This window comes from Leisingera sp. CC-HEC096, assembly GCF_059429235.1.
This window is the reverse complement of the sequence record NZ_JCAIJS010000001.1, coordinates 2170115-2192681: the sequence shown is the minus strand read 5'-3', so window position 1 is coordinate 2192681 and position 22567 is coordinate 2170115. Positions and strand designations below refer to the sequence as shown.

At 59.1% G+C, this 22567-nt stretch carries 23 protein-coding genes; 14 read left to right on the top strand and 9 right to left on the bottom strand.

The window, feature by feature from the left end:
* Genes AC5STI_RS10605 through AC5STI_RS10595 form a run of 3 tightly spaced genes read left to right on the top strand, consistent with a single transcriptional unit; the run spans position 1 to position 2212 of the window.
* A complete protein-coding gene (locus AC5STI_RS10605) occupies positions 1-1488 on the top strand; it encodes a class I adenylate-forming enzyme family protein (protein WP_495446609.1) in 1488 nt (495 codons plus the stop codon).
* Complete coding sequence (locus AC5STI_RS10600; RefSeq protein WP_495446608.1) at positions 1485-1841, top strand: MaoC family dehydratase; 357 nt, start codon at positions 1485-1487, stop codon at positions 1839-1841. The genes AC5STI_RS10605 and AC5STI_RS10600 overlap by 4 nt, the downstream gene beginning before the upstream one ends.
* Positions 1835-2212: a hotdog family protein gene (locus tag AC5STI_RS10595; RefSeq protein ID WP_495446607.1), complete on the top strand. Its 378-nt coding sequence runs from the start codon at positions 1835-1837 to the stop codon at positions 2210-2212. Before AC5STI_RS10600 ends, AC5STI_RS10595 begins: the two co-directional genes overlap by 7 nt.
* A gap of 1300 nt (positions 2213-3512) precedes the next feature.
* Here AC5STI_RS10595 and AC5STI_RS10590 read toward each other — a convergent pair.
* On the bottom strand, positions 3513-4541 hold the full coding sequence (locus AC5STI_RS10590; RefSeq protein WP_027236523.1) for an IS110 family RNA-guided transposase: 1029 nt from the start codon (positions 4539-4541) through the stop codon (positions 3513-3515).
* A 134-nt stretch (positions 4542-4675) separates the two neighbouring features.
* On the opposite strand from AC5STI_RS10590, the gene AC5STI_RS10585 reads away from it, so the two are divergent.
* The 4 genes from AC5STI_RS10585 (at position 4676) to AC5STI_RS10570 (ending at position 10117) form a co-directional block, all read left to right on the top strand.
* Positions 4676-5329 (top strand): cytochrome c biogenesis CcdA family protein, encoded by a 654-nt coding sequence (locus tag AC5STI_RS10585; RefSeq protein ID WP_082023080.1) that lies wholly within the window; start codon positions 4676-4678, stop codon positions 5327-5329.
* A 707-nt stretch (positions 5330-6036) separates the two neighbouring features.
* Positions 6037-6702, top strand: a complete 666-nt coding sequence (locus tag AC5STI_RS10580) for a L,D-transpeptidase (protein WP_036797386.1) — start codon at positions 6037-6039, stop codon at positions 6700-6702.
* A gap of 490 nt (positions 6703-7192) precedes the next feature.
* The gene (locus tag AC5STI_RS10575) at positions 7193-9544 is read left to right on the top strand and encodes a heavy metal translocating P-type ATPase (protein WP_193747985.1); all 2352 of its coding nucleotides are present in this window, start codon (positions 7193-7195) and stop codon (positions 9542-9544) included.
* 63 nt (positions 9545-9607) lie between these two features.
* Positions 9608-10117, top strand: a complete 510-nt coding sequence (locus AC5STI_RS10570) for a L,D-transpeptidase family protein (protein ID WP_035919395.1) — start codon at positions 9608-9610, stop codon at positions 10115-10117.
* A gap of 223 nt (positions 10118-10340) precedes the next feature.
* Here AC5STI_RS10570 and AC5STI_RS10565 read toward each other — a convergent pair whose 3' ends face one another.
* Genes AC5STI_RS10565 through AC5STI_RS10535 form a run of 7 tightly spaced genes read right to left on the bottom strand, consistent with a single transcriptional unit; the run spans position 10341 to position 14961 of the window.
* A complete protein-coding gene (locus AC5STI_RS10565) occupies positions 10341-10796 on the bottom strand; it encodes a DUF411 domain-containing protein (protein ID WP_027255769.1) in 456 nt (151 codons plus the stop codon).
* Positions 10797-10798: 2 nt separating this feature from the next.
* On the bottom strand, positions 10799-12172 hold the full coding sequence (locus AC5STI_RS10560; protein WP_027236528.1) for a M23 family metallopeptidase: 1374 nt from the start codon (positions 12170-12172) through the stop codon (positions 10799-10801).
* Positions 12169-12795: an SCO family protein gene (locus AC5STI_RS10555; RefSeq protein WP_027236529.1), complete on the bottom strand. Its 627-nt coding sequence runs from the start codon at positions 12793-12795 to the stop codon at positions 12169-12171. The genes AC5STI_RS10560 and AC5STI_RS10555 overlap by 4 nt, the downstream gene beginning before the upstream one ends.
* Positions 12795-13259 (bottom strand): copper chaperone PCu(A)C, encoded by a 465-nt coding sequence (locus tag AC5STI_RS10550; protein WP_027236530.1) that lies wholly within the window; start codon positions 13257-13259, stop codon positions 12795-12797. Before AC5STI_RS10550 ends, AC5STI_RS10555 begins: the two co-directional genes overlap by 1 nt.
* A 27-nt stretch (positions 13260-13286) precedes the next feature.
* On the bottom strand, positions 13287-13946 hold the full coding sequence (locus AC5STI_RS10545; RefSeq protein WP_027236531.1) for a DsbA family protein: 660 nt from the start codon (positions 13944-13946) through the stop codon (positions 13287-13289).
* Positions 13943-14368: a disulfide bond formation protein B gene (locus tag AC5STI_RS10540; protein ID WP_027236532.1), complete on the bottom strand. Its 426-nt coding sequence runs from the start codon at positions 14366-14368 to the stop codon at positions 13943-13945. The genes AC5STI_RS10545 and AC5STI_RS10540 overlap by 4 nt, the downstream gene beginning before the upstream one ends.
* Positions 14365-14961 (bottom strand): SCO family protein, encoded by a 597-nt coding sequence (locus AC5STI_RS10535; protein WP_051357804.1) that lies wholly within the window; start codon positions 14959-14961, stop codon positions 14365-14367. The genes AC5STI_RS10540 and AC5STI_RS10535 overlap by 4 nt, the downstream gene beginning before the upstream one ends.
* 174 nt (positions 14962-15135) lie before the next feature.
* On the opposite strand from AC5STI_RS10535, the gene AC5STI_RS10530 reads away from it, so the two are divergent.
* The 3 genes from AC5STI_RS10530 (at position 15136) to AC5STI_RS10520 (ending at position 17479) form a co-directional block, all read left to right on the top strand.
* Positions 15136-15564, top strand: coding sequence for a MerR family transcriptional regulator (locus AC5STI_RS10530; RefSeq protein WP_039173602.1), 429 nt, complete (start codon positions 15136-15138; stop codon positions 15562-15564).
* A 237-nt stretch (positions 15565-15801) separates the two neighbouring features.
* Positions 15802-16572, top strand: a complete 771-nt coding sequence (locus tag AC5STI_RS10525; RefSeq protein WP_039173604.1) for a transglutaminase-like domain-containing protein — start codon at positions 15802-15804, stop codon at positions 16570-16572.
* The gene (locus AC5STI_RS10520; RefSeq protein ID WP_027236536.1) at positions 16562-17479 is read left to right on the top strand and encodes a cation diffusion facilitator family transporter; all 918 of its coding nucleotides are present in this window, start codon (positions 16562-16564) and stop codon (positions 17477-17479) included. Before AC5STI_RS10525 ends, AC5STI_RS10520 begins: the two co-directional genes overlap by 11 nt.
* A 297-nt stretch (positions 17480-17776) precedes the next feature.
* Here AC5STI_RS10520 and mntR read toward each other — a convergent pair whose 3' ends face one another.
* Positions 17777-18235, bottom strand: coding sequence for a manganese-binding transcriptional regulator MntR (gene mntR, locus AC5STI_RS10515; protein WP_152612216.1), 459 nt, complete (start codon positions 18233-18235; stop codon positions 17777-17779).
* A gap of 226 nt (positions 18236-18461) precedes the next feature.
* Between mntR and AC5STI_RS10510 the strand changes: the two genes are divergently transcribed.
* Genes AC5STI_RS10510 through phnE form a run of 4 tightly spaced genes read left to right on the top strand, consistent with a single transcriptional unit; the run spans position 18462 to position 22565 of the window.
* The gene (locus tag AC5STI_RS10510; protein WP_490399977.1) at positions 18462-20198 is read left to right on the top strand and encodes a cytochrome c peroxidase; all 1737 of its coding nucleotides are present in this window, start codon (positions 18462-18464) and stop codon (positions 20196-20198) included.
* The gene (locus tag AC5STI_RS10505) at positions 20198-21055 is read left to right on the top strand and encodes a phosphate/phosphite/phosphonate ABC transporter substrate-binding protein (RefSeq protein WP_027255756.1); all 858 of its coding nucleotides are present in this window, start codon (positions 20198-20200) and stop codon (positions 21053-21055) included. Before AC5STI_RS10510 ends, AC5STI_RS10505 begins: the two co-directional genes overlap by 1 nt.
* Positions 21052-21822, top strand: a complete 771-nt coding sequence (locus AC5STI_RS10500) for a phosphonate ABC transporter ATP-binding protein (protein WP_027236539.1) — start codon at positions 21052-21054, stop codon at positions 21820-21822. Before AC5STI_RS10505 ends, AC5STI_RS10500 begins: the two co-directional genes overlap by 4 nt.
* Entirely contained in the window at positions 21822-22565 is a 744-nt protein-coding gene (gene phnE / locus AC5STI_RS10495) for a phosphonate ABC transporter, permease protein PhnE (protein WP_036797393.1), read from the top strand. Before AC5STI_RS10500 ends, phnE begins: the two co-directional genes overlap by 1 nt.
* The last annotated feature ends 2 nt before the right edge of the window (positions 22566-22567 follow it).

Genomic DNA, 22567 nt, shown 5'->3' with positions numbered 1-22567 from the left:
ATGTTCAATGTAATCCCGGATATGGCCGCAAAGCGTGCGGAGCTGACCCCCGATGCCTTGGCTTTTCACGACACCTCCACTGGATGCGACTGGAGCTTTGCCCAGATCAACGATGCGGCAAACGCAGTGGCCGCAGGGTTGCAGGCACAGCAATTGGCGGAAGGCGACCGTGTCGCCATCATTTGCCAAAACCGGGTGGAGTTTTTCATCACCCTGTTCGCCTGCCAGAAGACCGGGATCATTCTGTGCCCTCTGAACTGGCGCCAGCCTGCGGCGGAACTTGTGCAAACTCTTAAACATGCTGGTATCTCACTGATGCTGACGGACGCGGAGTTTGAGGCCACGGCGCGCGAGGCTGCAGCGGGCGCTGGTGCGCCTGTCCTTTCCATCGAGAAAGACCTCGCCGGTTGGATCAGGGCAGGCGGCCCTGTGTTCAAAGAGCCTGTGCCAGCCGAACGGCCATGGTACCTGCTGTTCACTTCTGGAACCACGGGTCTGCCAAAATCGGTAATCCAGACCGCGCGTATGGCTTGGGCAAATACCGTGAACATCGGCCAGGCGATCGACATTGCATCAACCGACCGCGCGGTGTGCTTTCTGCCCCTGTTCCACACTGCTGGAATAAACCTGTACACTTTGCCAGTTTTCCTGACCGGCGGCAGCTCTGCCATTCTACCGAAGTTTGAGGCAGATCTGGTCCACGGCCTTTTGGCTTCCGGGCGAATAAACCAGTTTTTCGGTGTGCCGGCGGTCTACCAGGCCTTGTCTCTGATGCCGGGCATTGAAAATCTGGATTGGCCGTCGATCCGCTGCGGCTGCGGCGGGGCGCCGCTGCCGGAACCGCTGATCCGCTTCTTCGGCTCAATGGGAGCCAATGTGCTGAACGGCATGGGGATGACCGAAACCGGCCCGACCGTTTTTCTGATGGATGCGGCTCATGCGGCAGAGAAAATCGGATCCGTCGGGAGACCTCAGAGCCTTGTGGAAGTCCGTCTGGCCGGGGTGGCGGAAGGCGCCGAAGGGGCGGGTGAACTGCAGGTGCGCGGACCAGGGGTCACACCCGGGTACTTCGGCAACCCGGAGGCGACAGGGAAGACCTTTACCGCGGATGGCTGGCTGGCCACCGGCGATGTCGCGCGGCGGGACGCGGATGGCTACTACTACATTGTTGACCGCATCAAGGACATGTACATCTCGGGCGGCGAAAACGTTTACCCCGCCGAGGTCGAGCGGGTGCTGAATGATCACCCTGCCATTCTGGAATCCGCGGTTGTAGGCGTTTCCGACGCGAAATGGGGCGAAGCAGGTGCTGCATTCATAATGTTGCGCCCAGGCCAGATTGCAGATCCTGAAACACTGCGCCCGTGGTGCCGGGAACGGCTTGCCGGATACAAGGTGCCTGCACATTTGAGGATCGTTGAAGATTTCCCGCGCACGGCTGCAGGTAAAGTATGCAAACCCAAGCTGCGCGAGGACTTCAAAACATGATTGATCTGCAGGAACGCTGGACCCCGACGCAAGCAGAGTTTGATGCCTTTGCGGAAGTTTCGGGCGATGACAATGCGATCCATGTGGATCCCCGGTTCTGCGCTGAAACGGCCTTTGGGCGCACAGTGAGCCACGGAATGCTGATCTATTCCAAGCTTTGGGGAATGCTCAAGCGTTATGACGCCGGGCTGTCTCAGGTCAGTCAAAGCCTGATGTTTCCGAACCCGGCTTATGCGGGCGAAGAACTCAGCCTGCGGATTGCACAAGAGGCGCCGGGGCGGGTGATGATGCTGGTCACGCGGGTGGAGGATGGCGCGGAGTGCCTGGTTGGGGAGGCAGAGATCGCATGCTGACAGTAGGGCAATCGGCGCGGACTACACGCAGCTACACCCGGAAAGATCTTGAGGCTTATGCGGAGTTGAGCGGTGCCAGCGCTGATAGCGTGCCTGAGCCGCTGATCGCTGCCTTGTTCTCTTATCTTCTGGGGGTGGAGCTGCCGGGATCAGGCACCAATTATCTGAAACAGGATCTGGACTTCAAAGCGCCCGCACCGCTGAATACCGCTCTGGAGGCTAGGGTGGAGATCGTCAAGCTGCGGCCTGAGAAACATCTCGTGGATCTCTGGGCAAGCTGCACCGCACCAAATGGCACAATCATTTGCGAAGGCCGCAGTCTGGTCAAAGCCAAAGACGTTCCGGGAGCCTTTTCGAGCCAGAATCGTTGAGGAAACTCCAATCTGAACTGGCTGGATCGAATTGTTGTACCCTTTAGGCAGTTTGCTGCCTGGAGCTAATTTGTATCGAACATTGTAAGGTGATTTTCTGCCTCTGAAGACCACTTCCGCGGTTCAGGCTCAGATCTGCGAGGGGTATGGTCTGCGGCCCCTGGATACAAAGATACGCGGAAATCCGGCTTGGAGTTTGTGGCGGCTTCGGAGCTTGAGTTCAGAGCACGTACCTCGGAGTAGTCCAAAGGTGGGTAGAAAAAACGCTTGGGACGGCGGTCGTACCCGGCCGGAAACCATCGGATGCCCTGACCTTTCAGCGCTTTTTCAAGGGGTTGGGGATCTTGATGCGATTAGTGAGAAAAAGGGAAATTTCGCCTTGCATTCCGTATGCTTGCGCAGATATACGGGTCAGCGGAGACGTGGCCGAGTGGTCGAAGGCGCTCCCCTGCTAAGGGGCATGCACCCAACAGATAACACCTCTAAAACAATCGGAAAAACCAGACTACACGTACCCCTTTGCACGGATTTTGCACAGGTTTGCTCGCAGTAGGCCTACCGCACCCGGTCAGCGGATGTTCCCTGCTGGAAAGCCCATCAGTCTGTCCTGATCTTCTCATTTGAGCATGCGGAGCTGCACTGGCTGACCTCATTCATCATCACGTTGGCAGTACGGCATTCACTCCATGAAGGGGAAAGGGCGGTACTTGTTGAGTTCTCTTACTTAATCCAATGACCGGGCTGAAGGTGGCCGGGCCCGAAATAGCTGGCTTGACCGGCACGTGCATTGGGGACGGGGGACGCCGGATAGGCGTGCGACGGAGCTTCTTTTGAAGGACGTGGAAGAGCAAAAAATTAGTACTGGGGTGTGTTTTTCCGAAGCGGGTGATTTTCTGAACCATTGGCGCGGCGATGCTCAATGCGGAACCAGGATCCGGCATTTTTTGATGCGGGCAGACTGCAGGAACGTGCCGACCCGTCGGATGGAAGCTGCCGGGGAGATCAGAAACTAACTTTCACCATCCCTGCCACAACTCACATCTGTGGAGGCCCCCTTTAATGCAAGTTGTTTTTTGAGCGTTTGGGAATGTGAACGGATGCGGTCATCTGTCAGGCCTGTTTATGCGGCGTTTCAGACGCCGCTGGCCGGTATGGAGATACGCGGTTCAGTTCCACATCACAGTGGCGGGTTGATTATCCCGGTGTGAGTTCCTGGTTTTACTGAACCCGATCTTTCCGATCATTTGCCCTTACACTCAAAGACCTCCTCACATTCCCGACGTACCGGCCATCGCAACGCTTACGCGGCGGCGATAGCCGGGTCTCTGTAATCTTCGTGTTTCACCAACATGGCCCATAACCTGCGCGCCATCTTATTTGCGAGTGCAATTGCGACGACCATACGTGGTTTTCTTGCGAGCATCCTTTGGAGCCAAGATGCTTCAGGGGCACCCTTGTGAATCGCCATCCTCACTACGGACATGGCACCGATGACCAAGAGCCTGCGGATATCTCTCTGCCCCATCTTCGACGTTCGGCCCAATTTCTGCTTTCCCCCGGTCGAGTGTTGCTTCGGTACCAGCCCTACCCACGCAGAAAAATCCCGACCCCGACGAAAGATTTCCATAGGTGGGGCGAAGGCCGAGACAGCCATTGCAGTTATCGGACCGATGCCTGGCATGGTCTGGAGACGGCGTGCGTTATCGTCTCTTGTCGCTTCGATGCGTACCTGCTTTTCAAGCCTGCCTATTTGTTCTGTTAGTGTAGCGATCTGACCAAGGTAGATTGATCCAACATCTGTCACCACTTTTGGCAGACCGTTCTCGGGATCTTCCAAGATTTCCCTCAGACTTTTGATATTTGTCGTCGTTTTTGGTGCCACCCGGCCAAACTCGGCGAGATGAGCCCGCAGGGCGTTGATCAGCTGCGTGCGTTGCCTCAAAAGCAGGTCACGTGTCCGGAACAAAACCGCCCGACTTTGCTGCTCATGTGTTTTCACGGCGACTGTTCGCATCGTTGGACGTGACGCAGCCTCGGCAATCGCTTCTGCATCAGCCGCATCATTCTTATGCCGTTTGACGAAAGGTTTCACATAGATGGGCGGTATCAATTTCACATCATGGCCAAGTGCCTCGATCTGACGCCCCCAGTCATGCGCGGTTGCACAAGCTTCCATAGCAACTGTGCAATTCGGTTGTTGTACAAAAAATGCCAAAACTTGCGCCCGAGACAGCTTTTTGCGGAACAGAACACTGCCGTCAGCCGCTGCCCCATGCACCTGAAAACTACGCTTTGCTAAATCTACTCCTATGATCGCAACCATTTCCATTGTCGCCTCCTCTGTTTCTGGTCTGTTAAGACAGTACCAGCATGGCACATCACGATGCCGTCGGGAGGGGCATCCACTCCATCACAGTGCGGAACTTTGCAGCCGTTGCCTTTTCGGGTGTTTGCTGACGCAGCATTCGCTCGCAACCGCGGCACGCTCATCGCAGCTTTCCAGCCACTGCTGGTGATGTCGAAGAGGTCAGCCGGGCTCAGACCCTTTGGCTCAACCTCTGCTTCGTGCTCGGGTTCTCAACGATATTCATGGCACTCAGGGCTTCGGCAACGGCCCTGGGTCAGGCACTGTTGCGGTGGCGTTATGAACTCAACCTCGTTGGCGGTGGCATCGTGATTCTGTTCGGGCTGTTCATGATCGGCGCGGCGCGGATCGGCGCCATGGAACGGGATCTTCGGTTCCATCTCGACGTCCCCGGCGGCAGGCCGGCCGCGTCCTATGTTCTGGGCCTCGCGTTCGGCTTCGGCTGGACCCCCTGCATTGGCCCAATTCTCGGTGCGATCCTCACCGCCAGTGCGGCGAGCGCCATGGTTGGGCAAGGGGTCTTGCTACTGGCGATTTATTCTGCAGGCCTTGGCGTGCCGTTCCTGATTGTTGCGGGTTTCACCGATCGGCTTGTCGGCCGGTTGCAAGGCGCCAGACGGGTCGGGTGCCGCCTGCATCAGGCCGCGAGCGCGGTCATGGTCGTGATGGGGCTTGCGATGATGACCGGGCAGCTCACCGCGCTGTCCTACTGGCTGCTCGATGTCTTTCCGGTCCTCGGGCGGATCGGCTAGCAGCCAAATGATTGTCAAACTCCTAGCACCGATCCTGGGATCAAACCTGTCTGTTCCACCACCGCGAGTACAAGGCCGGCACTAGAGTTGGATTCTATCTGCACGAGCCGGCAGTCGGCCGCCCAGTCGATCCTCGCGGTTGGATCCAGCGCATGAACGTTCCGGGCGAGTTGGCCGTAGTCCGCCTCGCCCGTATAAAAAGGGACATCAATGATCAGCTTCCGGTTCATTGACAGACACAATGCAGCTTTCCGGCGCTGGAGTGTCAAGACTTATCCGGTACGGTACAAGAGCTGCGCCACGTCTATTACAACGGTCTGCGTGTCAATCGGCATGATGTCGGGACGCGTCATAGGCATTCAAAATGGCTCTGAATCGATTTTGGCACAACTACCCCGTCTCTAAGGTCAGAATACTTGAACGAGCCGTGACTTGAACACGCCGATATTCGCCCTGCCATCGAAGCCACCGCGTGGCGCAATGGGCCGAAATCTGCCATTCAACTTCTCTGTCAGAAACCTCCATGTGATGAACTGATCAGTTTTCCCTACCCACGGAGGCCTTGCCAGGTTGGGACAGTAAGCAAAAATAGCTCGGTCCAGAAATCTACGCTGGCCTCAGAAACCCCTTGACCCTTTAGTAGCTGTAGCTCTTATCGGAGTGGGGTAATTTGAAGCAATCAAAGGGCACAGGAGAAAATCTCAGATATGATTACGAGACGCCATTTTGTCGCAAGTTCGTCAGCACTGTTCTCTACTGCAATCGCAGAACCGGTGTGGGCCGGATCTTGGCCGACTGCCACACAGAAGGCAAATTGGGACGCTCAAATCACACCGCCAAACTATGATCCGGCAACGTCTAATCCATGGGGGCTGCACCAACGTTTCCTTCCCACCCGGGTCGTTGCAAACGACGGGTTGGTGCCGGGGGACATCCATGTCGATGCCATTGCGAGATACCTTTACCACATTGAAGAGGGGGGAACTGCCATGCGCTATGGTGTGGCCATAGCCCGTGGCAATTTGTACGAACCTGGCACTTACACCATCCGGCGAAAAGTTGAGTGGCCGCATTGGACGCCTACTCAATCCATGATCGAACGCGACCCGGAGGCCTATTCCCAGTATGCAGACGGGCAGGAACCAGGCCCCAAGAACGCGCTAGGTTCCCGCGCTCTCTATTTGTTTGTTGGAAACCGCGATACCTACCTGCGTATTCATGGAACGCCTTGGCCGCGTTCGATCGGTGGCAGGGCGAGTTCAGGATGCGTCCGCATGGTTATGGCGCATATCAACGATCTCTACCCAAACGTGGAAACCGGCTCGACGGCCTATCTGTATGAGGCCGAAGACGGCATCACTTCACGGAGTTGAGGGGGAGGTTGGTGACCTAATCTATGCGTTTGGTTTCGAACAGATCGGGTTTCCCGCCGTTGTTCTAAGCGGCAGCAACGTGGTTTCAACTGGCCCGCTATGCTCATACCAGTAGCAGCCGTCTTCAGGCAGAAGCCGTGCAGACGCAAGATTTTGTCCCGGAGCCGCGAGATCAACGACGGCGTCAGGCACGTTTCCGACCCGCGTTGCGGCGTTGCCGGAGACACTAGTAGAGGAAGAACATCCTGCCAGAATTAGCATTGTGGCCACGATTGCCGCATTTCGTTTCTGCATCTGAACCTCTGCCGTTTGCTTTTTTGTTTCCCGTCGGCAATCTGGCATACGGTATGTTTCGCCACAAGCCAGAGGTCGGACCCTCGCATTTACGGCGCATTTGAGCGTCTAGCGAAAAAACGCGTTTGACCACTTGAAGCTCTAGGTGCTGTAGGAATTAGGTTCGAAGGATCTCGTCGAATCTGAAGGTCCGCCTATGCCGCTCGAAACCCGCCGTAACGATGACAATAGCACCTGCACGCAGGATCATGAATCTGCCTGCTGCGGCGGTGCTTCAACCTGCGGGGACATTGGTCCGGCAGGCCCGCCCCCTGCTAACGGGCGCAGTTTCCAGGTCTCCGGACTCGATTGCGCCGAAGAGGTGGCAATTCTGAACCGGGCCGTGGGTCCGAGTGTGGGCGGAACCGAGCACCTGGCGTTTGACGTGATCAACGGACGCATGACGATCCTTGATACCGCAATAGCACTATCCGACTCCGAGGTCACCAAGTTGGTCGCTAGTACCGGGATGAGTGCGAAGCCCTGGGACGTCAAGAACGCAGCGAAGGATCAGGCAGCGCATCTGGCACGTCAATGGCGCTTCACCGCGTTGAGTGGCGGATTTTGGGCAGCAGGTTTCCTCTACCACATCGTCGAGACCGGTATGAGCGGGGCTATAGGGCTGTTCGCTGGTCATGGGGAGGGACCGATGCCGATGGCCGAAGCCGGACTCTTCGCGGTTGCGATCCTCTTTGGCGTCTGGCTCGTCGCTCCCAAGGCGTGGTCCTCAGCGCGGCGGTTCTCGCCCGACATGAACCTCCTGATGGTCGTCGCCGTGGCCGGCGCCATCGGCCTTGGCGAATTCTTCGAGGCCGCGACGGTCGCCTTTTTCTTCTCGCTTTCGCTTTATCTCGAAAACTGGAGTGTCGGCCGGGCGAGGAACGCAGTTTCGGCGCTGCTGGACCTCGCGCCCCCCACGGCAAGGGTGCTTTATGACGATGGATCGGAAGCGGAGGTTCCAGCGTCCGCGGTAGCTGTAAATGCAAAATTCATTGTGCGCGGCGGCGACCGCATTCCGCTTGACGGTGAAGTCGTAGGGGGAGCGGGTGCTGTTGATCAGGCCCCCATTACCGGTGAAAGCGCTCTGGTGCCAAAGGAACCGGGCGACGAAGTCTATGCCGGCACCATCAACGGTGAAGGCACTCTTACTGTGCGGGCAACGAAGAAGGCATCGGACACAGTGCTTTCGAAAATCATACGCATGGTTGGCGACGCGCATTCCCGCCGCGCTCCTGTGGAACAGTGGGTGGCGAAGTTCGCGCGGATATACACGCCGGTAGTCATGGCACTGGCAATCGCTCTCGCGGTTCTTCCGCCACTTGCTGGCGGCGCATGGGGCTTCTGGTTCTACAATGCTCTGGTGCTCCTGGTCATCGCCTGCCCCTGTGCGCTGGTGATTTCGACGCCTGTCTCGATCGTTGCGGCGCTGGCCTCTTCGGCGCGGGCGGGCGTGCTGATCAAGGGCGGCGCCTATGTCGAGGCACCTGGCCGCACGACGGCGCTGGCCTTGGACAAGACCGGAACGATCACCGAGGGCCGACCGGAGGTTGCGGCAATCCATCCGCTTGGAATGGTGGAGGCGCGGGACCTGCTTGCGCTGGCGTCTTCGCTGGAGATGCGCTCCTCGCACCCGCTAGCGCGCGCTATCCTCGAGCGCGCCGGGCGGGACGCCGTTTCAGTAGCCGCTGCGGAGGATACCCGCACGGTGCCGGGGCGAGGGCTCGAAGGTCGCATGGGTGACCGGCCCGTCTGGCTTGGTTCTGACCGGTTCGCCGCGGAGAAAGGTTTTGGGGATGCCATTCCTGATGAGTTGCGGGACCGGATCGAAGGGGCGGGGGCGACGCTGGTCGCGTTGGGCGACGAGACGGGCGTGTTGGGCGTTCTTGAACTGCGCGACCGGATCAGGCCTGACGCCAAAGGCATCGTCTCTCGATTGCACGCACAGGGTGTCAACACCGTTGTCATGCTAACTGGCGACAACGAGCGCACGGCGCGCGCGGTAGCAGCCGAAGTCGGTATCGACGAGGTTCGCGCTGAACTGCTGCCAGAAGACAAGGTAACCGCCATCGAGGAACTGGTGGACAGCCATTCGGTTGTTGCCATGATTGGGGACGGCGTAAACGATGCCCCCGCCATGGCGCGGGCGCATTACGGCATCGCCATGGGCGCCGTAGGCTCGGACGCGGCCATCGAGACGGCGGACATCGCGCTGATGACAGATGACATCGCCAAGGTGCCGTGGCTGATTGCCCATTCGCGCCGCACGATGAGCATCATCCGCCAGAATATCGGCCTTTCGTTAGCGACGAAAACCGCCTTTGTCGTGGCGACTGCATTCGGAATGGCCTCGATGTGGGGGGCCATTGCTGCGGACGTGGGTGTGTCGTTGCTGGTGGTGGCCAATGCGCTGCGGCTTCTGAACGCGGACGGCCGCCACAAGTCGCCGCCGGAAGGCGGCGAGCCAGCAGGTGAACAAATGGCGAAGGGCGCTTTGGCACATGGTCATTGATTTGGTGCCGGCCCTTCAACTAGGGTTGTGGTAACAAGCCGTCAATAATGGCACCGAGCAGCGATGATCAACAGAATCCCGAGACGCAGAATTCTACTGGGCGGCATTGCCGTCCTCCTATCCGGCTGTGCAAGCAAGTTCCGTAGTTATACCGGGCCCGAAGTTACCCGTTTGCGGCTCTACAAATCAGAACGTTTGCTTGTTCTGGATGGCGCTGAGGGTGTTTTGCGCACCTACCCGGTCGGGCTGGGGTTTGCACCGGAAGGTCATAAGCAATTTGAGGGGGATGGACGAACACCCGAAGGCGCCTACCTCATTGACCGGCGCAATCCTGACAGTCTGTTCCACCTCTCCATCGGCATCTCTTATCCAAACGAGGCGGACATCGCATTTGCAGCGGCGCAAGACAAATCTCCGGGTGGTGACATCTTCATCCATGGCGGGCCGCGACGGGGCATTGACCCAATGAACAAACGCGACTGGACCGCAGGCTGTATCTCTGTGTCCGACCGCCAGATCGAAGAGGTCTATGCAATGGTGCGGGACGGGACGCCCATCGAAATATATGCATAGACCGCGCTCGACGGCGGGCAGTCACGCAAATGGTGCTTGAATTGCGGCATTGAAGGCCGAGATTGCAAACACCATCACGATCACCTCGCAGGCATCGGTATACTCCGTCCGTAGAAACGAAACCGGTCTGTGATCATCAAGTGATTTGGTTGCAAGGTAGCCTGAACGGCCAGGCGAACAGAGGAATACAGCTCCGTTCTCAGCCCGCGTGCAATCGTGCTGATCAGTTGCCGGGGTAACTGGCGTAGACTTCGGTCGAGCCGTCATTGTTGATAAGGAACACATCGTAAGCCTCTCGCCAGCTGCCCTGATCCATACCAGGCGATCCGAGCGGCATGCCGGGTACGGCAAGACCCACTGCGTCGGGACGCTCGGCAAGGAGCCTGCGAATGTCGGCCGCGGGCACATGCCCCTCAATTACGTAACCCTCGGTGAGACCTGTGTGGCAAGAAACCATGCGCTGCGGCACACCGTTGTCGAGTTTGAACCGCACGAGCAGCCCTGCGAACATGTTTTTTCCGCTTGGAACAAACCCGCTTTCCCCCAGATGTTCCATCCAAGCGAGGCAGCAACCGCAGCCATTGGTCTTTTTAACCTCAATGGGCGTCGATTGGGCCAGCACCTGTGCGGCGGGGAGCAGGGCAAGAGCACATGCCAGGGCGGCGATCGGTCGTTTCATGGTCAAAGCCTTTCATTGGGGTTCTCGGCGATCACGCTGGCAAGCTGCTCCTCCAGCCTGGCGCGTGCCGCCCTCAGGCGTGTAAGCGCCGCTGTGTCCGGTGTTGCACGCCTGGTGGCCTCGGCGAGCCGGTCATCGGAGAGCGGGTCAGTGGGCCGGCCGTCTACGCGCACCTCGTAATGCAGATTGGGGCCGGTCGCAGTGCCCGTCGCGCCGATCCGGCCAATGGTATCCCCGGCCGACACGCGTTGACCCTCAGCAAGGCCTTCGGGCACGGCGCTGAGATGAGCATATCGGGTCAGTGTGTCCGCACCATGGGCAATCTCGACAACACGGCCATAGCCACCGCGCCATCCAATAAACGCAATACTTCCGGGCGCAGTGGCGCGGACAGGCGTTCCACGCGCTGCAGCAAAGTCCACACCAGTGTGCATGCGGACATTGCCAAAGACCGGGTGCTTGCGGCGGCCGAAGACGGAAGTTAGCCGCGCGCCCTCTACTGGCTGGGAAAAGACACGCAGCACTTCGCCGTCGAGATAGATTGTAGCCTTGCCGGTTCCATCCTCTGGCCAGGCGATTTCATAGAGAGCGTCTCCAAGGTCCAATGCAGCGAACGAAATTTCGGGCTGGCGGACAGCCTTGTTCGCAACCCGCGCCTCGCGCCAGAGAAGGCGCAGCGTCTCGCCGCCGCTCAGTTCGCGCCGGAAATCCACTGTGCCGCCCAGCATTTGCGCCAGATCGACGGCGAACCGGGCTGGTATCCCGGCATCGTCCAGTGCCCCGAAGATCGAGGTTTCGATCCTGGTCTCGCCAGCAAGGGTCACGATTTCGGGTTCAGGGGCCACAACCCGGGTGGCGAGCTGCTCTCCAAATAATGCCTCGATCCGTATGCCCTCTTCGACAACAAGGGTCACATTGCGAGGGCTTCCATCTGTCGTGGATATGACAGTGATTGCGTGACCGGGGCGCAGTCGGCGGAGATCGTATTCTGCGTCAATCGCAAGGGCGATCTCTGCGCGGTCTGTGGCGGCAAGCCCGGCCTCGGCCAGAACCGCATCAAGCGTCTCGCCCGGAGCTATTTCGCGTGACCATGTGATGAGTGGCGGTTCTATGGCAGTCAGCGGAGCATCGTTCCTTACCACGGCCGGAAGGAACGGCGGACGAAAGTCCGGCGCACTTCCAGGCCGCGTGCGGGCAAGCCTGTAAGAGGGGCCTTCCACAAACCGAGGCGGTGTGAGAGGCGCAGGTTCCCAAACGCCAGCCTCGGCTAGGGTCGGCTGAACAGGCGTAGTTGAGTAGGATGTGGCGACCATTGCGACCGCCGCCGAAATCCCGCTCGTTACCGCCAGCCCGGCCATCAGGCACCTCAACCTCATGTTGCTCCCTCCAGTCTAACTTTCATCGCGCGTCGGATTTTCGGAACTGCGAATTCTCTCGGTTCGTGGTAGTCGATAGTGCTGACGAAGCGTCCCTCGGCATCGAACAGAAAGACCTTCGCCGTATGGTTCATCGTGTATCTCCCATCTTCGCCAGTAACCTTCTCATAGGTCGCGCGAAGGCCCTCGATTGCACGCTTGATCTGCGCTTCTGGACCGGTCCAGCCGCGGATCGCCGAATGGAAGTAGCCGACATACTCTGCCATAGCGTCGACAGTGTCGCGCTCGGGATCTACCGTGATAAAGATGGTGTTCAGCCGCTCGGCGTCCTCGCCCATCATGTCCAGCCAGCTTGAGATGTCCGAGAGCGTCGTGGGGCAGACGTCAGGACAGTAGGTGAAGCCGAAGAATATCATCGACGGGCGCCCGACAAGCGTATCAGGGCCGACTGGCTGCCCTTTGTGGTCAGTCAGGCGGAAGTCCATCGCCGTAAGCGGCAAGGGCCGCTGGTCCATGGGCTCTGGTGCGCCGGGGCCGTCTACACGCCACCAGCCCAGCAAGAGTGTCAGGCCAATCGCACCAAATGCCGCCGCGCCATATCCGAGAGCTGAACGCCGCCGCATCAGTTTCCCGGGCCGCGCGCTGCGATGCCAAGAACCGGCACGTTGACCGTTACCCAGCCACCGTCCGAAAAAACAAGCGAAAGCGGAAAAGTCTCCCCTTCCTTCATCGGGCGCTGAAGTTTCATCAGCATGGCATGCAGACCGCCGGGCTCCAGCGCGACGGTCTCTCCTGCCGCAATAGACACGTCACCCGCGGGAGCCATTGAACTGACGCCTTGTTCGTTCGTCGAACTCCGATGAATTTCAGGCATCATGGCAATATCAGTCTTGATACCTGTCAGTGTGACCGGCTCATCGCCTTCGTTCACTATCTCCATGTAGGCAGCTCCGGGACGGCTGGTGCCGATAGATGCCCGCGACCAGGCATTCTCGATGCTCACTTGGCCGGAACCGGCCAGCGCGGCGGAGGCGGCGCCGAGTGGCAGCACAAGTGCTGCAAGGGCAGCATGAAGTACCGGTTTCATTTCGCCAGTTTCCTTTCAGATTGTCACTCAGCTATTGGTTGCCGCGACTTCGGCTGCGACCAGCGCGCGCAATTCTGCCTCGCCGAAAGTAGCGAGCGGCTTGCCGTTCACAAAGAAGGTCGGCGTCTGGCGCACACCCACGGCTTCGACATCGGCACGGTCCTGATTGAGGATGCCTACAATATCCGGCAGGCGCATTTGCGTCCGCGCGGCTTCTGCGTCGAGACCTGCGACCGCAGCGATATTGAGGATGAGGCCGGGCTCGGGCGCACCGTGGGACGCCCAGCGGGGCTGATCCCGCAGTATCGCTTCCAGAACTTCCTCAAAGACCCCCTGCATGCGCGCAGCTTCGAGGACCTGGATCGCTTCTTCCGAAGCTTCCCCGTGAAACGGTGTGTAGCGGATCACCACACGCACTGTATCGCCATGCTCGGCCATAATATCCTTCACGACCGGGTAAAATGCGCGGCAGGCTTCGCACGCAGGATCGAAGAACTCCACGATCGTCACGGTCGCACCCTCGGGGCCGAGAACCGGCGAATAGGGCCGGATCAAAGCGTCGGCAATCTCCGGGGTGACTGAAGAGGCCTCCCCAATGGGCTCTGATCGCGTTGCATACCAAGAGGCGCCAGAAAAGGCCGCAACTGCGAGAGCAGAAACGGAAAGGATCAATGAGCGGCGGTTCATTCGGTATTTTCCTTCAAAGAAGCGGCTGACAGGGCAGCGGTGAGGGCAAAGGCCAGGAACGAGAGCAGCGGGATTGGCACGCTGAGGACAAGCTGGCCTTGGTCAGTGCAGGACGGACCTGCCGCAGTACAGGGCTGGATGCGTTCGGGAATGAGCCCCCAGAAAAGGCCGAGATGCCACAATGCGATGGCTCCGCCGGCGAGAGAAAGCGCGACACCGTAGCGGCCGGCCCTCCTGTCCCGCCACCAGAGCCCGCAACCCAGCACAACCGCCAGCGGGAACATGAATGCCCGTTGAAACCAGCAGAGGACACAAGGCGTCTGCCCCAGAACCTCGCCAATGAACAAAACAGACAGTGAGGAAACTAGTGCAACGATCCATGCGGCTGCGAGCGACGTGTCGGATGATAGCCTGAATGTCATAAGGAAATCTGCTCTCTCAGACTGGATACGATCTCTTCTGCTGGCGTGCCATAGGGCCACGCCGTGACATAGCCACCTTCAGGATCGAAAAGGAACAGCTGCGAGGAATGCCCCATAGTGTAACCGCCGGGGGCCGCAGCCTCCTCGATTTTTTCGTAAAAGATGTGAAAGCTCTTCGCTGTCCGGTCGATCTGGTCCGGGGTCCCCGTGAGACCGATGATGCCGGCCTCGAAGCGCGGTACGAAATCTGCAAGCGTCATTGGTGTATCGCGCTCGGGATCGATCGAGATGAAGAGCGGCTGAATCCGCCCGGCGTCCGGACCTAGACCTTCCATCACAGCGGCGACCTCAGCGAGAGTCGTCGGGCAGACATCGGGGCAGTTCGCGAAGCCAAAAAAGACTAGCATCCACCGCCCGGCGAAGTCTTCCTGCGTCCGTGTTATTCCTTGATGGTCCGTGAGTTCGAAGGCCGCACGGAAAGCCGACTGCGTCTCACGTGCCTGATCCGCACGATAATCCGCCCAAAGCAAAAGCCAAATTAGCGCAACAGCCGCCAGCGCCCAAAGAATTTTCCGAAGGAGTTTAAGCTTCAAAGCAAGCAGCCCGTTTCTGATTCCACGTATTTTTTGCGCGTCTACACCCTGCAGCTACTAGAGGTTCAACCGTTTTTTTCAGGAGAGGGACTTTGTCGCGTGTCTGTGAATTGAGTTGTGGCCAGTGCCAGACCCAATTAAACCTACCAGAACTGTAGCGTCCTGGGGGTGCGTATGCTCACGATTGGCAGTTTGGGAAAGAAGACTGGCACCAAAGTCCAGACCATCCGCTACTATGAACAGATTGGCCTGATGCCCGAACCAGGCAGGACCGAAGGCGGTCAGCGGCGCTATGGTGAAGCCGAGCTTGATCGCCTATCCTTCATCCGTCACGCGCGCCAGCTCGGCTTTTCTCTGGATGCAATCCGGGAACTACTCGATCTGAGCGACCATCCGGAACGGTCCTGCGACGAAGCCGATGCTATAGCACGGCGGCAGTTGAAGCAGGTGTATCAGCGGATCGCCAGACTTGAGGCGCTGCGCACTGAGATTGAACGAATGGTGCATGAATGCAGTGGCGGCAAGACATCTGATTGCCGGGTCCTTGAGGTGCTCCGTGATCATGCCGAATGTCTGACGGAGCACGACGAAATCGGCGCATGAGTGCAGCTCTCAACTATCCGGGGCGTTGTGCATTTAAGCACTGACATGCCTTCTTTCGAAGGCAGCCGCTGCGAGCACGAAGTCTGGAGGCTCACAGCCTGCAAAAGGAGTGGACCACATAACAGCTTAAAGGCAAGTGATCCTGACAATCCTGGATAGCGATTGCAGGATTAGGGCTTGAAGCTACAGTTACTGTAGCGGTTACACCCCTTCTTGCAAGATTCGAGGAGAAATGCAGTGTATCCGGCAGATCCGCTTCTTAAGCCTACGAGGCTATTGGACTTTGACCATCCGTCAATTGCCAGGCTAATAACGAACCGCGGGTGGAAGGAACTGGCCCAGCATGAGCAAATCGGCGCGGTGTACGGCTTCGTCCGCAACGAGATTGCCTTTGGTTACAACCACGCGGATGACATCCCAGCCTCCAGGGTTCTCACCGACGGCTACGGCCAGTGCAACACCAAGGGCACACTGCTCATGGCGCTTTTACGCGGAGTGGGTGTGCGGTGCCGGCTGCATGGCTTCACGATCCACAAGGCGCTGCAGCGGGGCGTGGTACCAGAGATCGTTTATCCAATTGCTCCAGACGAGATCTTGCATTCATGGGTGGAGGCCGAGACAGAGGAAGGCTGGGTCAATCTCGAGGGTTTCATCCTTGACGAGGCATTCTTAGGGACGCTCCAGGCCGCCTTTTCCGGTACCGAAAGCCTATGCGGCTATGGTGCCGGAACCAATTGTTTGAGCGCGCCACCAGTCGATTGGACAGGTGGAGACACTTACATTCAGAAAACTGGTATTGCCCGGGATTTTGGAACTTTCGGCACACCGGACGAATTCTACCGGGACCACCGGCAGGCGTTCGGAATTTTGCGTGACTGGCTCTATCGCAAAGTTATCCGCCACTGGATGAATGCTCGTGTCCGCGCAATACGGTCCGGGCACGTGCCGCACATCCCGGGACTGGGCCTAGTGAACCACCGCCACGAGAAAAACCAAGATGCCGCATGATCATGGCCATGCTCATATCGATCCTGCTTCTGGAGACCGTCGGATTTCCATCGCGATCTGGGCGAATGCCCTTCTGACCATCGCTCAAGTCGTCGGCGGAATTTTCGCGGGCAGCCTCGCTTTGATCGCGGACGCGCTGCACAACTTTTCAGATATGGCATCTCTCCTCATCGCGTTTGCCGCGCGCAAGATCGCCCGGCGGCCCGCCGACGAGCGTATGACTTTCGGCTACGGCCGGATCGAGATTGTCGCTGCGCTGGTCAACTACACAACGCTCATACTGGTTGGTGTCTATCTCATCTACGAGGGGGGCATGCGGATGATCGACCCCCCCGAGGTTGCGGGCTGGACTGTCGTAATCCTCGGCGGCATTGCGCTGGTGGTGGACACGTTAACCGCATTTCTCACTTACTCGATGCAGAAAGGCAGTGTTAACATTCGAGCACTCTTCCTGCACAACCTTTCTGATGCGCTGGCTTCAGTCGCCGTGATTATCGGTGGCTCGCTCATCATTCTCTATGACATGAAGTGGGTTGATCCTGCGATCACAATTGGTATCGCGCTTTACATTCTCTACCTCGCTGTGACCGAGATCGGCCGCCCAATCCGGACGCTGATGCTGGGCAGCCCGCCGGACATAGACGGCAAGGGGGTCGTGGAAGTGATCCGGAGCGTGGACGGTGTTGCCGATGTTCATCACGTGCATCTTTGGCAAATGCAGGAACACGAGGTCGCGCTCGATTGCCATGTGGTAGTCGAAGAGGGATGCCTTGCCAATGCTGAGCAGATCAAGTCGGATATCAAATCGTCTCTCGCAAAACACTATGGCATCCGCTATTCCGTTCTGGAGTTTGAGGCATCCGCCAACATGCACACCGGCGCGGAGTTGTTTGGACATGGTTCATGACAGTCGATGCAAGGCACACCGGTTCCAGCGGAAGCCTTGGAAAGCGTCTCATGCCGAGGAAGATTGGATGCCTCTTGCCGGTAGACAATAGATCTCCTCGTCTCCCGGCAATAAATCACTCACGGATGCTTCCAGCCTGCAGATTGATAGGGGTAAAACCGGAAGGCAATCGCGCGGGCAGCTGTATTGCTGTGCTGAAAGCCCGCCTAAATTAGCCGCACTCGTCATGGGCAGCACGATCTCATCGGGAATTTTGTGGGCTTTCTAGCCGCCCCAGTCAATAGCGCCAAAAATAGCTCAGCTTTTTGTCCGTTCACTGGTAAACGCGTGGAATACAGATAAGGTTTCTTCGCTGACGTGGTGCTCGATCCCTTCGGCATCATATTCGGCCACCTCTTGCGACACGCCAAGAGCCACAAGGAAATCCACAACGATTCTGTGCCGTTTGCGGCAGGCTTCGGCCAGCTGGCGGCCTTCTTCCGTCAGGCGGATCGAACGGTAGGGCTCCTGCAGAATCAGCCCTTCCCGTTTCAGGCGGTTCAGGTTCTTGGAGACCGTGGGCTGGGTCACGCCTAGACGCTCGGCGATTTCAACAGGCCGCGCTGCGCCGTTCATGTGAATCAACTCGGCAATCAGCTCGACATAATCTTCGACCATCTCGCTTTGATGAGCCGTGCGTACGGCCTCAAAACCGCTTGCCTGTTCATCTGGGCTTCGATTGAGGGCGTTTTCATCTGTTTCGGTCATGTCGCTCATAAGATCGCATGTCATTTTGGCCTCCCTGTATGCCTGCAACAAGGCGGGTTGACAACGGCATAGAAGAAACTACACAATTTAGCCAAAGCTAACTTTTGTAGGTTCGACCATGAAAAACCTCATTTCAGCGGCATTAGTCGGCCTTTTGCCGGTGGCCGCCGGGGCCACAGCGATTGAGCAAGCCCCATGGGCGCCGCGCTCTGCCGCTTACCGCCTGACACTGTTCATGGGGAACCTGACCCCGGTTCCCTGGGAAAAAATCGAAAACAGCTGGACCGCACCGGCACCGGGCAGCGCATTGTCTGAAGATGCCATGTCGCGGGTGAGCCCGGATGAGGCCCGCGCAATCAGCGCGGCTCTTGCATCGCATGACCGCCAGGCGCTGTTCGAGGCGGCCACGGCAGCCGTGGCCCAGGGTATCCTGCGTCACTTGGCAGCGGCAGAGACTGCGCTTGGACAGCCCTACGCAGCACATGAGGTTGCCAATGCCGAAGCGCTGTTCCGGGCGTTCGAGGACGGCATCAAGGCGGCGGATGCGAATGCCGCGCGCGATCTGGGGCGGGCATGGCTCGCCCTGAACTCCTCGCTTGGCACTGCTGGCGTGCTTGGCCATGGAGCGCAAGAGACCGATGCAGAGAGCTTTGCCGCAGCACGTGCAACGCTCGAAACCTATCTGACAGAAAATTATTTGCCTGCCGCCTATGCGGAACGCGAAACGCTGACCCCGGTCCCCGAAAGCGCAGTGCGCTCGGGAACGCCGGTGTCGCTGCCTGCAACCTTGCCGCCGGGGTCGAATATCGCCGATCAGCAGGAATTGCCCCGGCTGGTGCTGCAATTTGAAGAAGCTGGCGAGGATGAGGCGAACCTGCCGCTGGTTGCCTATGGCGACATGCTGTTCGACAGCCCGGAAATTTTTGGCGGCCCGGCTCGCGAACTGGGTATTGCCTGTTCCACCTGCCACAACCGTTCGGATGTGAACCGGGACTTCTTCATCCCCGGACTGTCAAAATACGCGGGCGGCATGGATGTGGACGGCTCCTTCTTCAACCCGATGTTCAATGACCGGGTAGACGACCATCTGGACACGCCTTCAATGCGGGGCATCCGCTTTACTGCGCCTTACGGGCGCGATGGGCGCGAGCCCAGCCTGCGGCGGTTCATCCGCAATGTGATCGTGACCGAGTTCGCAGGCGATGAGCCGACACCCTTCCAGCTGGACGCGCTGGAGGCCTATGTCAAGCAGTTCGACTTTCTTCCGAATCCGAAAATCGACAGGGCGGGCAGGCTGACGAATTTGGCCTCGGAAGCTGCCAAGCGCGGGGAGAAGCTGTTCAACACCGATTTCGCCGGACTGGGAGACCGCTCCTGCGCCTCGTGCCACACGCCCGAGCGTAACTTCCGCGATGGTCTCACATACGACATCGGCACTGCCGAGCCCCCCTTCCCGGGCGGTACGCCAATCCACTTTGAAACGCCCACCTTGCGCAATATCAACTTCACCGCGCCCTATATGCACGACGGGTCGCTGCCAACGCTGGCCAGCGTTGTGGACTGGTTCGACGAAAGCAAAGTTCTGGGGCTGGATGAGGCACAGCGTGCCGATCTGACCGCCTATCTCGAGGCTGTCGGAGATGGTGAGGAACCCTATCAGGCGTTTGAAGGCCGCGACAGCGTGTTCCGCTTGTCCTGGGAAGAACTGACCACTTTCGCAAGCACCCTGGATACGCTGCTGCCGATGCGCGATGCCGAAAACATCGCCCTTCTGGTGGATACGGTCGCCCCTGATCTGGCGGCAGATGCGAGTGTCATGGTTAATCAAAACTCCAAGCCGGAGATCTATGAGTTCGCGGCCATCCTGCGGGCTGTCGGCGATGCAAGCGCCAAAGGCGATTGGGAGGAGGCAGGCCGCCAGTGGGACCTGTTCAAAGCGATGCAAGCCGATATTGACGAGAGGATGTTCTGATGCTGTCGCGCCGCAATTTTCTGGCCGTATCGGCCGCAATCCTCGCCGCGCCAGCCTTGGCAGCGGGTGAGGAGCTGAAACTGGCCTTCATTCCGCAAGAAAACCCCGAAAAGCTGCTGGGCGACATAAAGGCGGTCACCGGCTGGCTGTCCGAACGCATGGGAATGCCGGTGACAGGGTTTGTGACCTTCGACCATGCCGCCGCCGTCGAGGCGCTGCGCAACGGCGATGCAGACATATCTTTCATGGGCGCTCTGCCTTATGTTCTGGCCGAGGATCAGATTGGTGCCGTGCCACTGCTGTCCGAGGTCTACCGCGGGCAGCCGAGCTATGCGGGTCGCGTGTTTGTCCGCAAGGACAGCGGCATCGAGACGCTGGCCGACCTCAAAGGGCGTGACATTGCCTTTGCCGATCCGGTATCGGAGTCCGGCTATCTATACCCGCTTGATCTGTTCGTGCGCGAGGGGCTCATCGCCGATGCCGCCGATGCGGACAATTTCTTTGGCCGGAAGTTCTTTGCCGGGGGCTATCAGCAGGCGATGCAGGCCATGGCGAATGGGCTTGTGGATGCCGCCGGCGCCAGCCAGTATGCCGATCTTCTGCTGACGCCGGATCAGCAGGCAGAAGTCAAAGTCCTGGCCGAAAGCGAACAGATCCCAAGCCATGCGGTTGTTGCACGGCCCGGCCTGGACAAGGGCGTGCAGGCCAAGTTCATCGAAACCATGTTGCAGCTCAATGAGCCAGGCAACCGCCACCTGCTGGCGTATCTCTATGGGCCGGACGGCTACATCGCGGTGGACCGGGACGTTTACGAAGGCGTGCGCGAGACGGCACGGCGCTACGGGTACCTGAAATGACAGCAGCTTTCACCCTGAATGCAGTGTCGCACCACTTCGGCGGCGCCGCGGCGCTGTGCGAAGTGTCGCTCAGCGCCGCACCGGGTGAACGGGTGGCCCTGCTTGGCCCGTCGGGCGCCGGGAAATCCACCCTGCTCGCACTGCTCGACGGCCGCCTGCGCGGCTGGCGCGGCGAGGCCGAGGTTCTGGGGGTGCCGCTTTCGGCAACGCAGGCTCCGCCGCGTGAGCTGCGCACCGGTGCCGGGTTCATCTTTCAGGAATTTGCACTGGTTGACCGGCTGACTGTCTATCAGAATGTGATGAACGGGCGGCTTTCCCGGATGCGCATCTGGCCCTCCCTTTGGGGGCGGTTTGGCGAGCAGGACCACCTCAAAACAGCTGCCGCGCTCGAAGATACCGGTCTCTCCGATCTGGCCCGGCGTAGGGCGGACCAGCTTTCAGGCGGTCAGCGGCAGCGGGTGGCAATTGCCCGTTGCCTGGCGCAGGATCCCAGGCTGATCCTTGCCGACGAACCGGTGAGCAACCTTGACCCCGCCCATGCGGAACGGATCCTCGGCCTGATCACAGGCGCAGCTGACAAACGCGGCATCGGAGTCGTCTTCAGTTCGCACCAGCCAGAACTGGCGCGCCGCTTTGCCGACCGGATTGTGGGGCTGCGAGCCGGCGCAGTGCAGTTCGACAAACCCTCCGCTCAGGTGACCAGCGACGACATCGCCGAACTTTACCACGGCACGGTTCCCGGCGCCGGGCTGCGCGTGGTCAGTTGATGAGCCAGGTGCTGACTTGGATCGTGCTGGCGGCGGCCGTCCTTTGGTCCGCCACAAGCGCAGAAATGGGGCTGGACAAGCTTCCCGGTGCAGGGCCTCGCCTGGGCGAATTCCTCGGGCGGATGATGCCGCCGGACCTGTCGATCTGGCGCGAAGTCATGCGGGGTCTGGCAGAAACCCTGCGGATTGCCATCCTCGGTACTTTCTTTGCGGTCATCCTGTCCGCTGGGCTGGCAGTTCTCGCAGCCGAGACCCTAGTGCCGTCATCCGTTTGGCGCCCGGTGCGCGGCCTTCTGGCGATGATCCGCTCCATTCCGCTGATCCTGGTGGCGATGCTCATGGTTGGTGCGGTGGGGCTTGGGCCCTTGCCCGGGATCCTCGCCATCACCTTCCATGCAACGGGGATGCTGGCGAAATTCTATGCCGAAGCGATCGACAATGTGGCCGCCGCCCCGGTGGTAGCACTGGAAAGTGCTGGCGCCAGCCGCACGCAGCAGCTGCGATGGGCGATTTGGCCTCAGATGGCGCCGGTCATCCTGCGGGACACCGTGTTCCGTTTCGAACTGAACCTGCGCGAAAGCCTAATCCTCGGCATTGTCGGTGCGGGCGGCATCGGGCTTTATGTCCAGACCTACGTGCGCTCGTTCCAATATGACAAGGCCGCGACGGTAACCATGGCCATTGTTGTGCTTGTGCTTGCGTCGGAGGCGGTCAACTCCGCCCTGCACAAGCGGTTTTCCTGAGC

Excerpts from the sequence above, each read along its gene's own strand:
- AC5STI_RS10605 (WP_495446609.1), top strand. The coding sequence starts at position 1 with ATGTTCAATGTAATCCCGGATATGGCCGCAAAGCGTGCGGAGCTGACC.
- AC5STI_RS10600 (WP_495446608.1), top strand. The coding sequence starts at position 1,485 with ATGATTGATCTGCAGGAACGCTGGACCCCGACGCAAGCAGAGTTTGAT.
- AC5STI_RS10595 (WP_495446607.1), top strand. The coding sequence starts at position 1,835 with ATGCTGACAGTAGGGCAATCGGCGCGGACTACACGCAGCTACACCCGG.
- AC5STI_RS10590 (WP_027236523.1), bottom strand. The coding sequence starts at position 4,541 with ATGGAAATGGTTGCGATCATAGGAGTAGATTTAGCAAAGCGTAGTTTT.
- AC5STI_RS10580 (WP_036797386.1), top strand. The coding sequence starts at position 6,037 with ATGATTACGAGACGCCATTTTGTCGCAAGTTCGTCAGCACTGTTCTCT.
- AC5STI_RS10575 (WP_193747985.1), top strand. The coding sequence starts at position 7,193 with ATGCCGCTCGAAACCCGCCGTAACGATGACAATAGCACCTGCACGCAG.
- AC5STI_RS10570 (WP_035919395.1), top strand. The coding sequence starts at position 9,608 with ATGATCAACAGAATCCCGAGACGCAGAATTCTACTGGGCGGCATTGCC.
- AC5STI_RS10565 (WP_027255769.1), bottom strand. The coding sequence starts at position 10,796 with ATGAAACGACCGATCGCCGCCCTGGCATGTGCTCTTGCCCTGCTCCCC.
- AC5STI_RS10560 (WP_027236528.1), bottom strand. The coding sequence starts at position 12,172 with ATGAGGTTGAGGTGCCTGATGGCCGGGCTGGCGGTAACGAGCGGGATT.
- AC5STI_RS10555 (WP_027236529.1), bottom strand. The coding sequence starts at position 12,795 with ATGCGGCGGCGTTCAGCTCTCGGATATGGCGCGGCGGCATTTGGTGCG.
- AC5STI_RS10550 (WP_027236530.1), bottom strand. The coding sequence starts at position 13,259 with ATGAAACCGGTACTTCATGCTGCCCTTGCAGCACTTGTGCTGCCACTC.
- AC5STI_RS10545 (WP_027236531.1), bottom strand. The coding sequence starts at position 13,946 with ATGAACCGCCGCTCATTGATCCTTTCCGTTTCTGCTCTCGCAGTTGCG.
- AC5STI_RS10540 (WP_027236532.1), bottom strand. The coding sequence starts at position 14,368 with ATGACATTCAGGCTATCATCCGACACGTCGCTCGCAGCCGCATGGATC.
- AC5STI_RS10530 (WP_039173602.1), top strand. The coding sequence starts at position 15,136 with ATGCTCACGATTGGCAGTTTGGGAAAGAAGACTGGCACCAAAGTCCAG.
- AC5STI_RS10520 (WP_027236536.1), top strand. The coding sequence starts at position 16,562 with ATGCCGCATGATCATGGCCATGCTCATATCGATCCTGCTTCTGGAGAC.
- mntR (WP_152612216.1), bottom strand. The coding sequence starts at position 18,235 with ATGAGCGACATGACCGAAACAGATGAAAACGCCCTCAATCGAAGCCCA.
- AC5STI_RS10510 (WP_490399977.1), top strand. The coding sequence starts at position 18,462 with ATGGGGAACCTGACCCCGGTTCCCTGGGAAAAAATCGAAAACAGCTGG.
- AC5STI_RS10505 (WP_027255756.1), top strand. The coding sequence starts at position 20,198 with ATGCTGTCGCGCCGCAATTTTCTGGCCGTATCGGCCGCAATCCTCGCC.
- AC5STI_RS10500 (WP_027236539.1), top strand. The coding sequence starts at position 21,052 with ATGACAGCAGCTTTCACCCTGAATGCAGTGTCGCACCACTTCGGCGGC.
- phnE (WP_036797393.1), top strand. The coding sequence starts at position 21,822 with ATGAGCCAGGTGCTGACTTGGATCGTGCTGGCGGCGGCCGTCCTTTGG.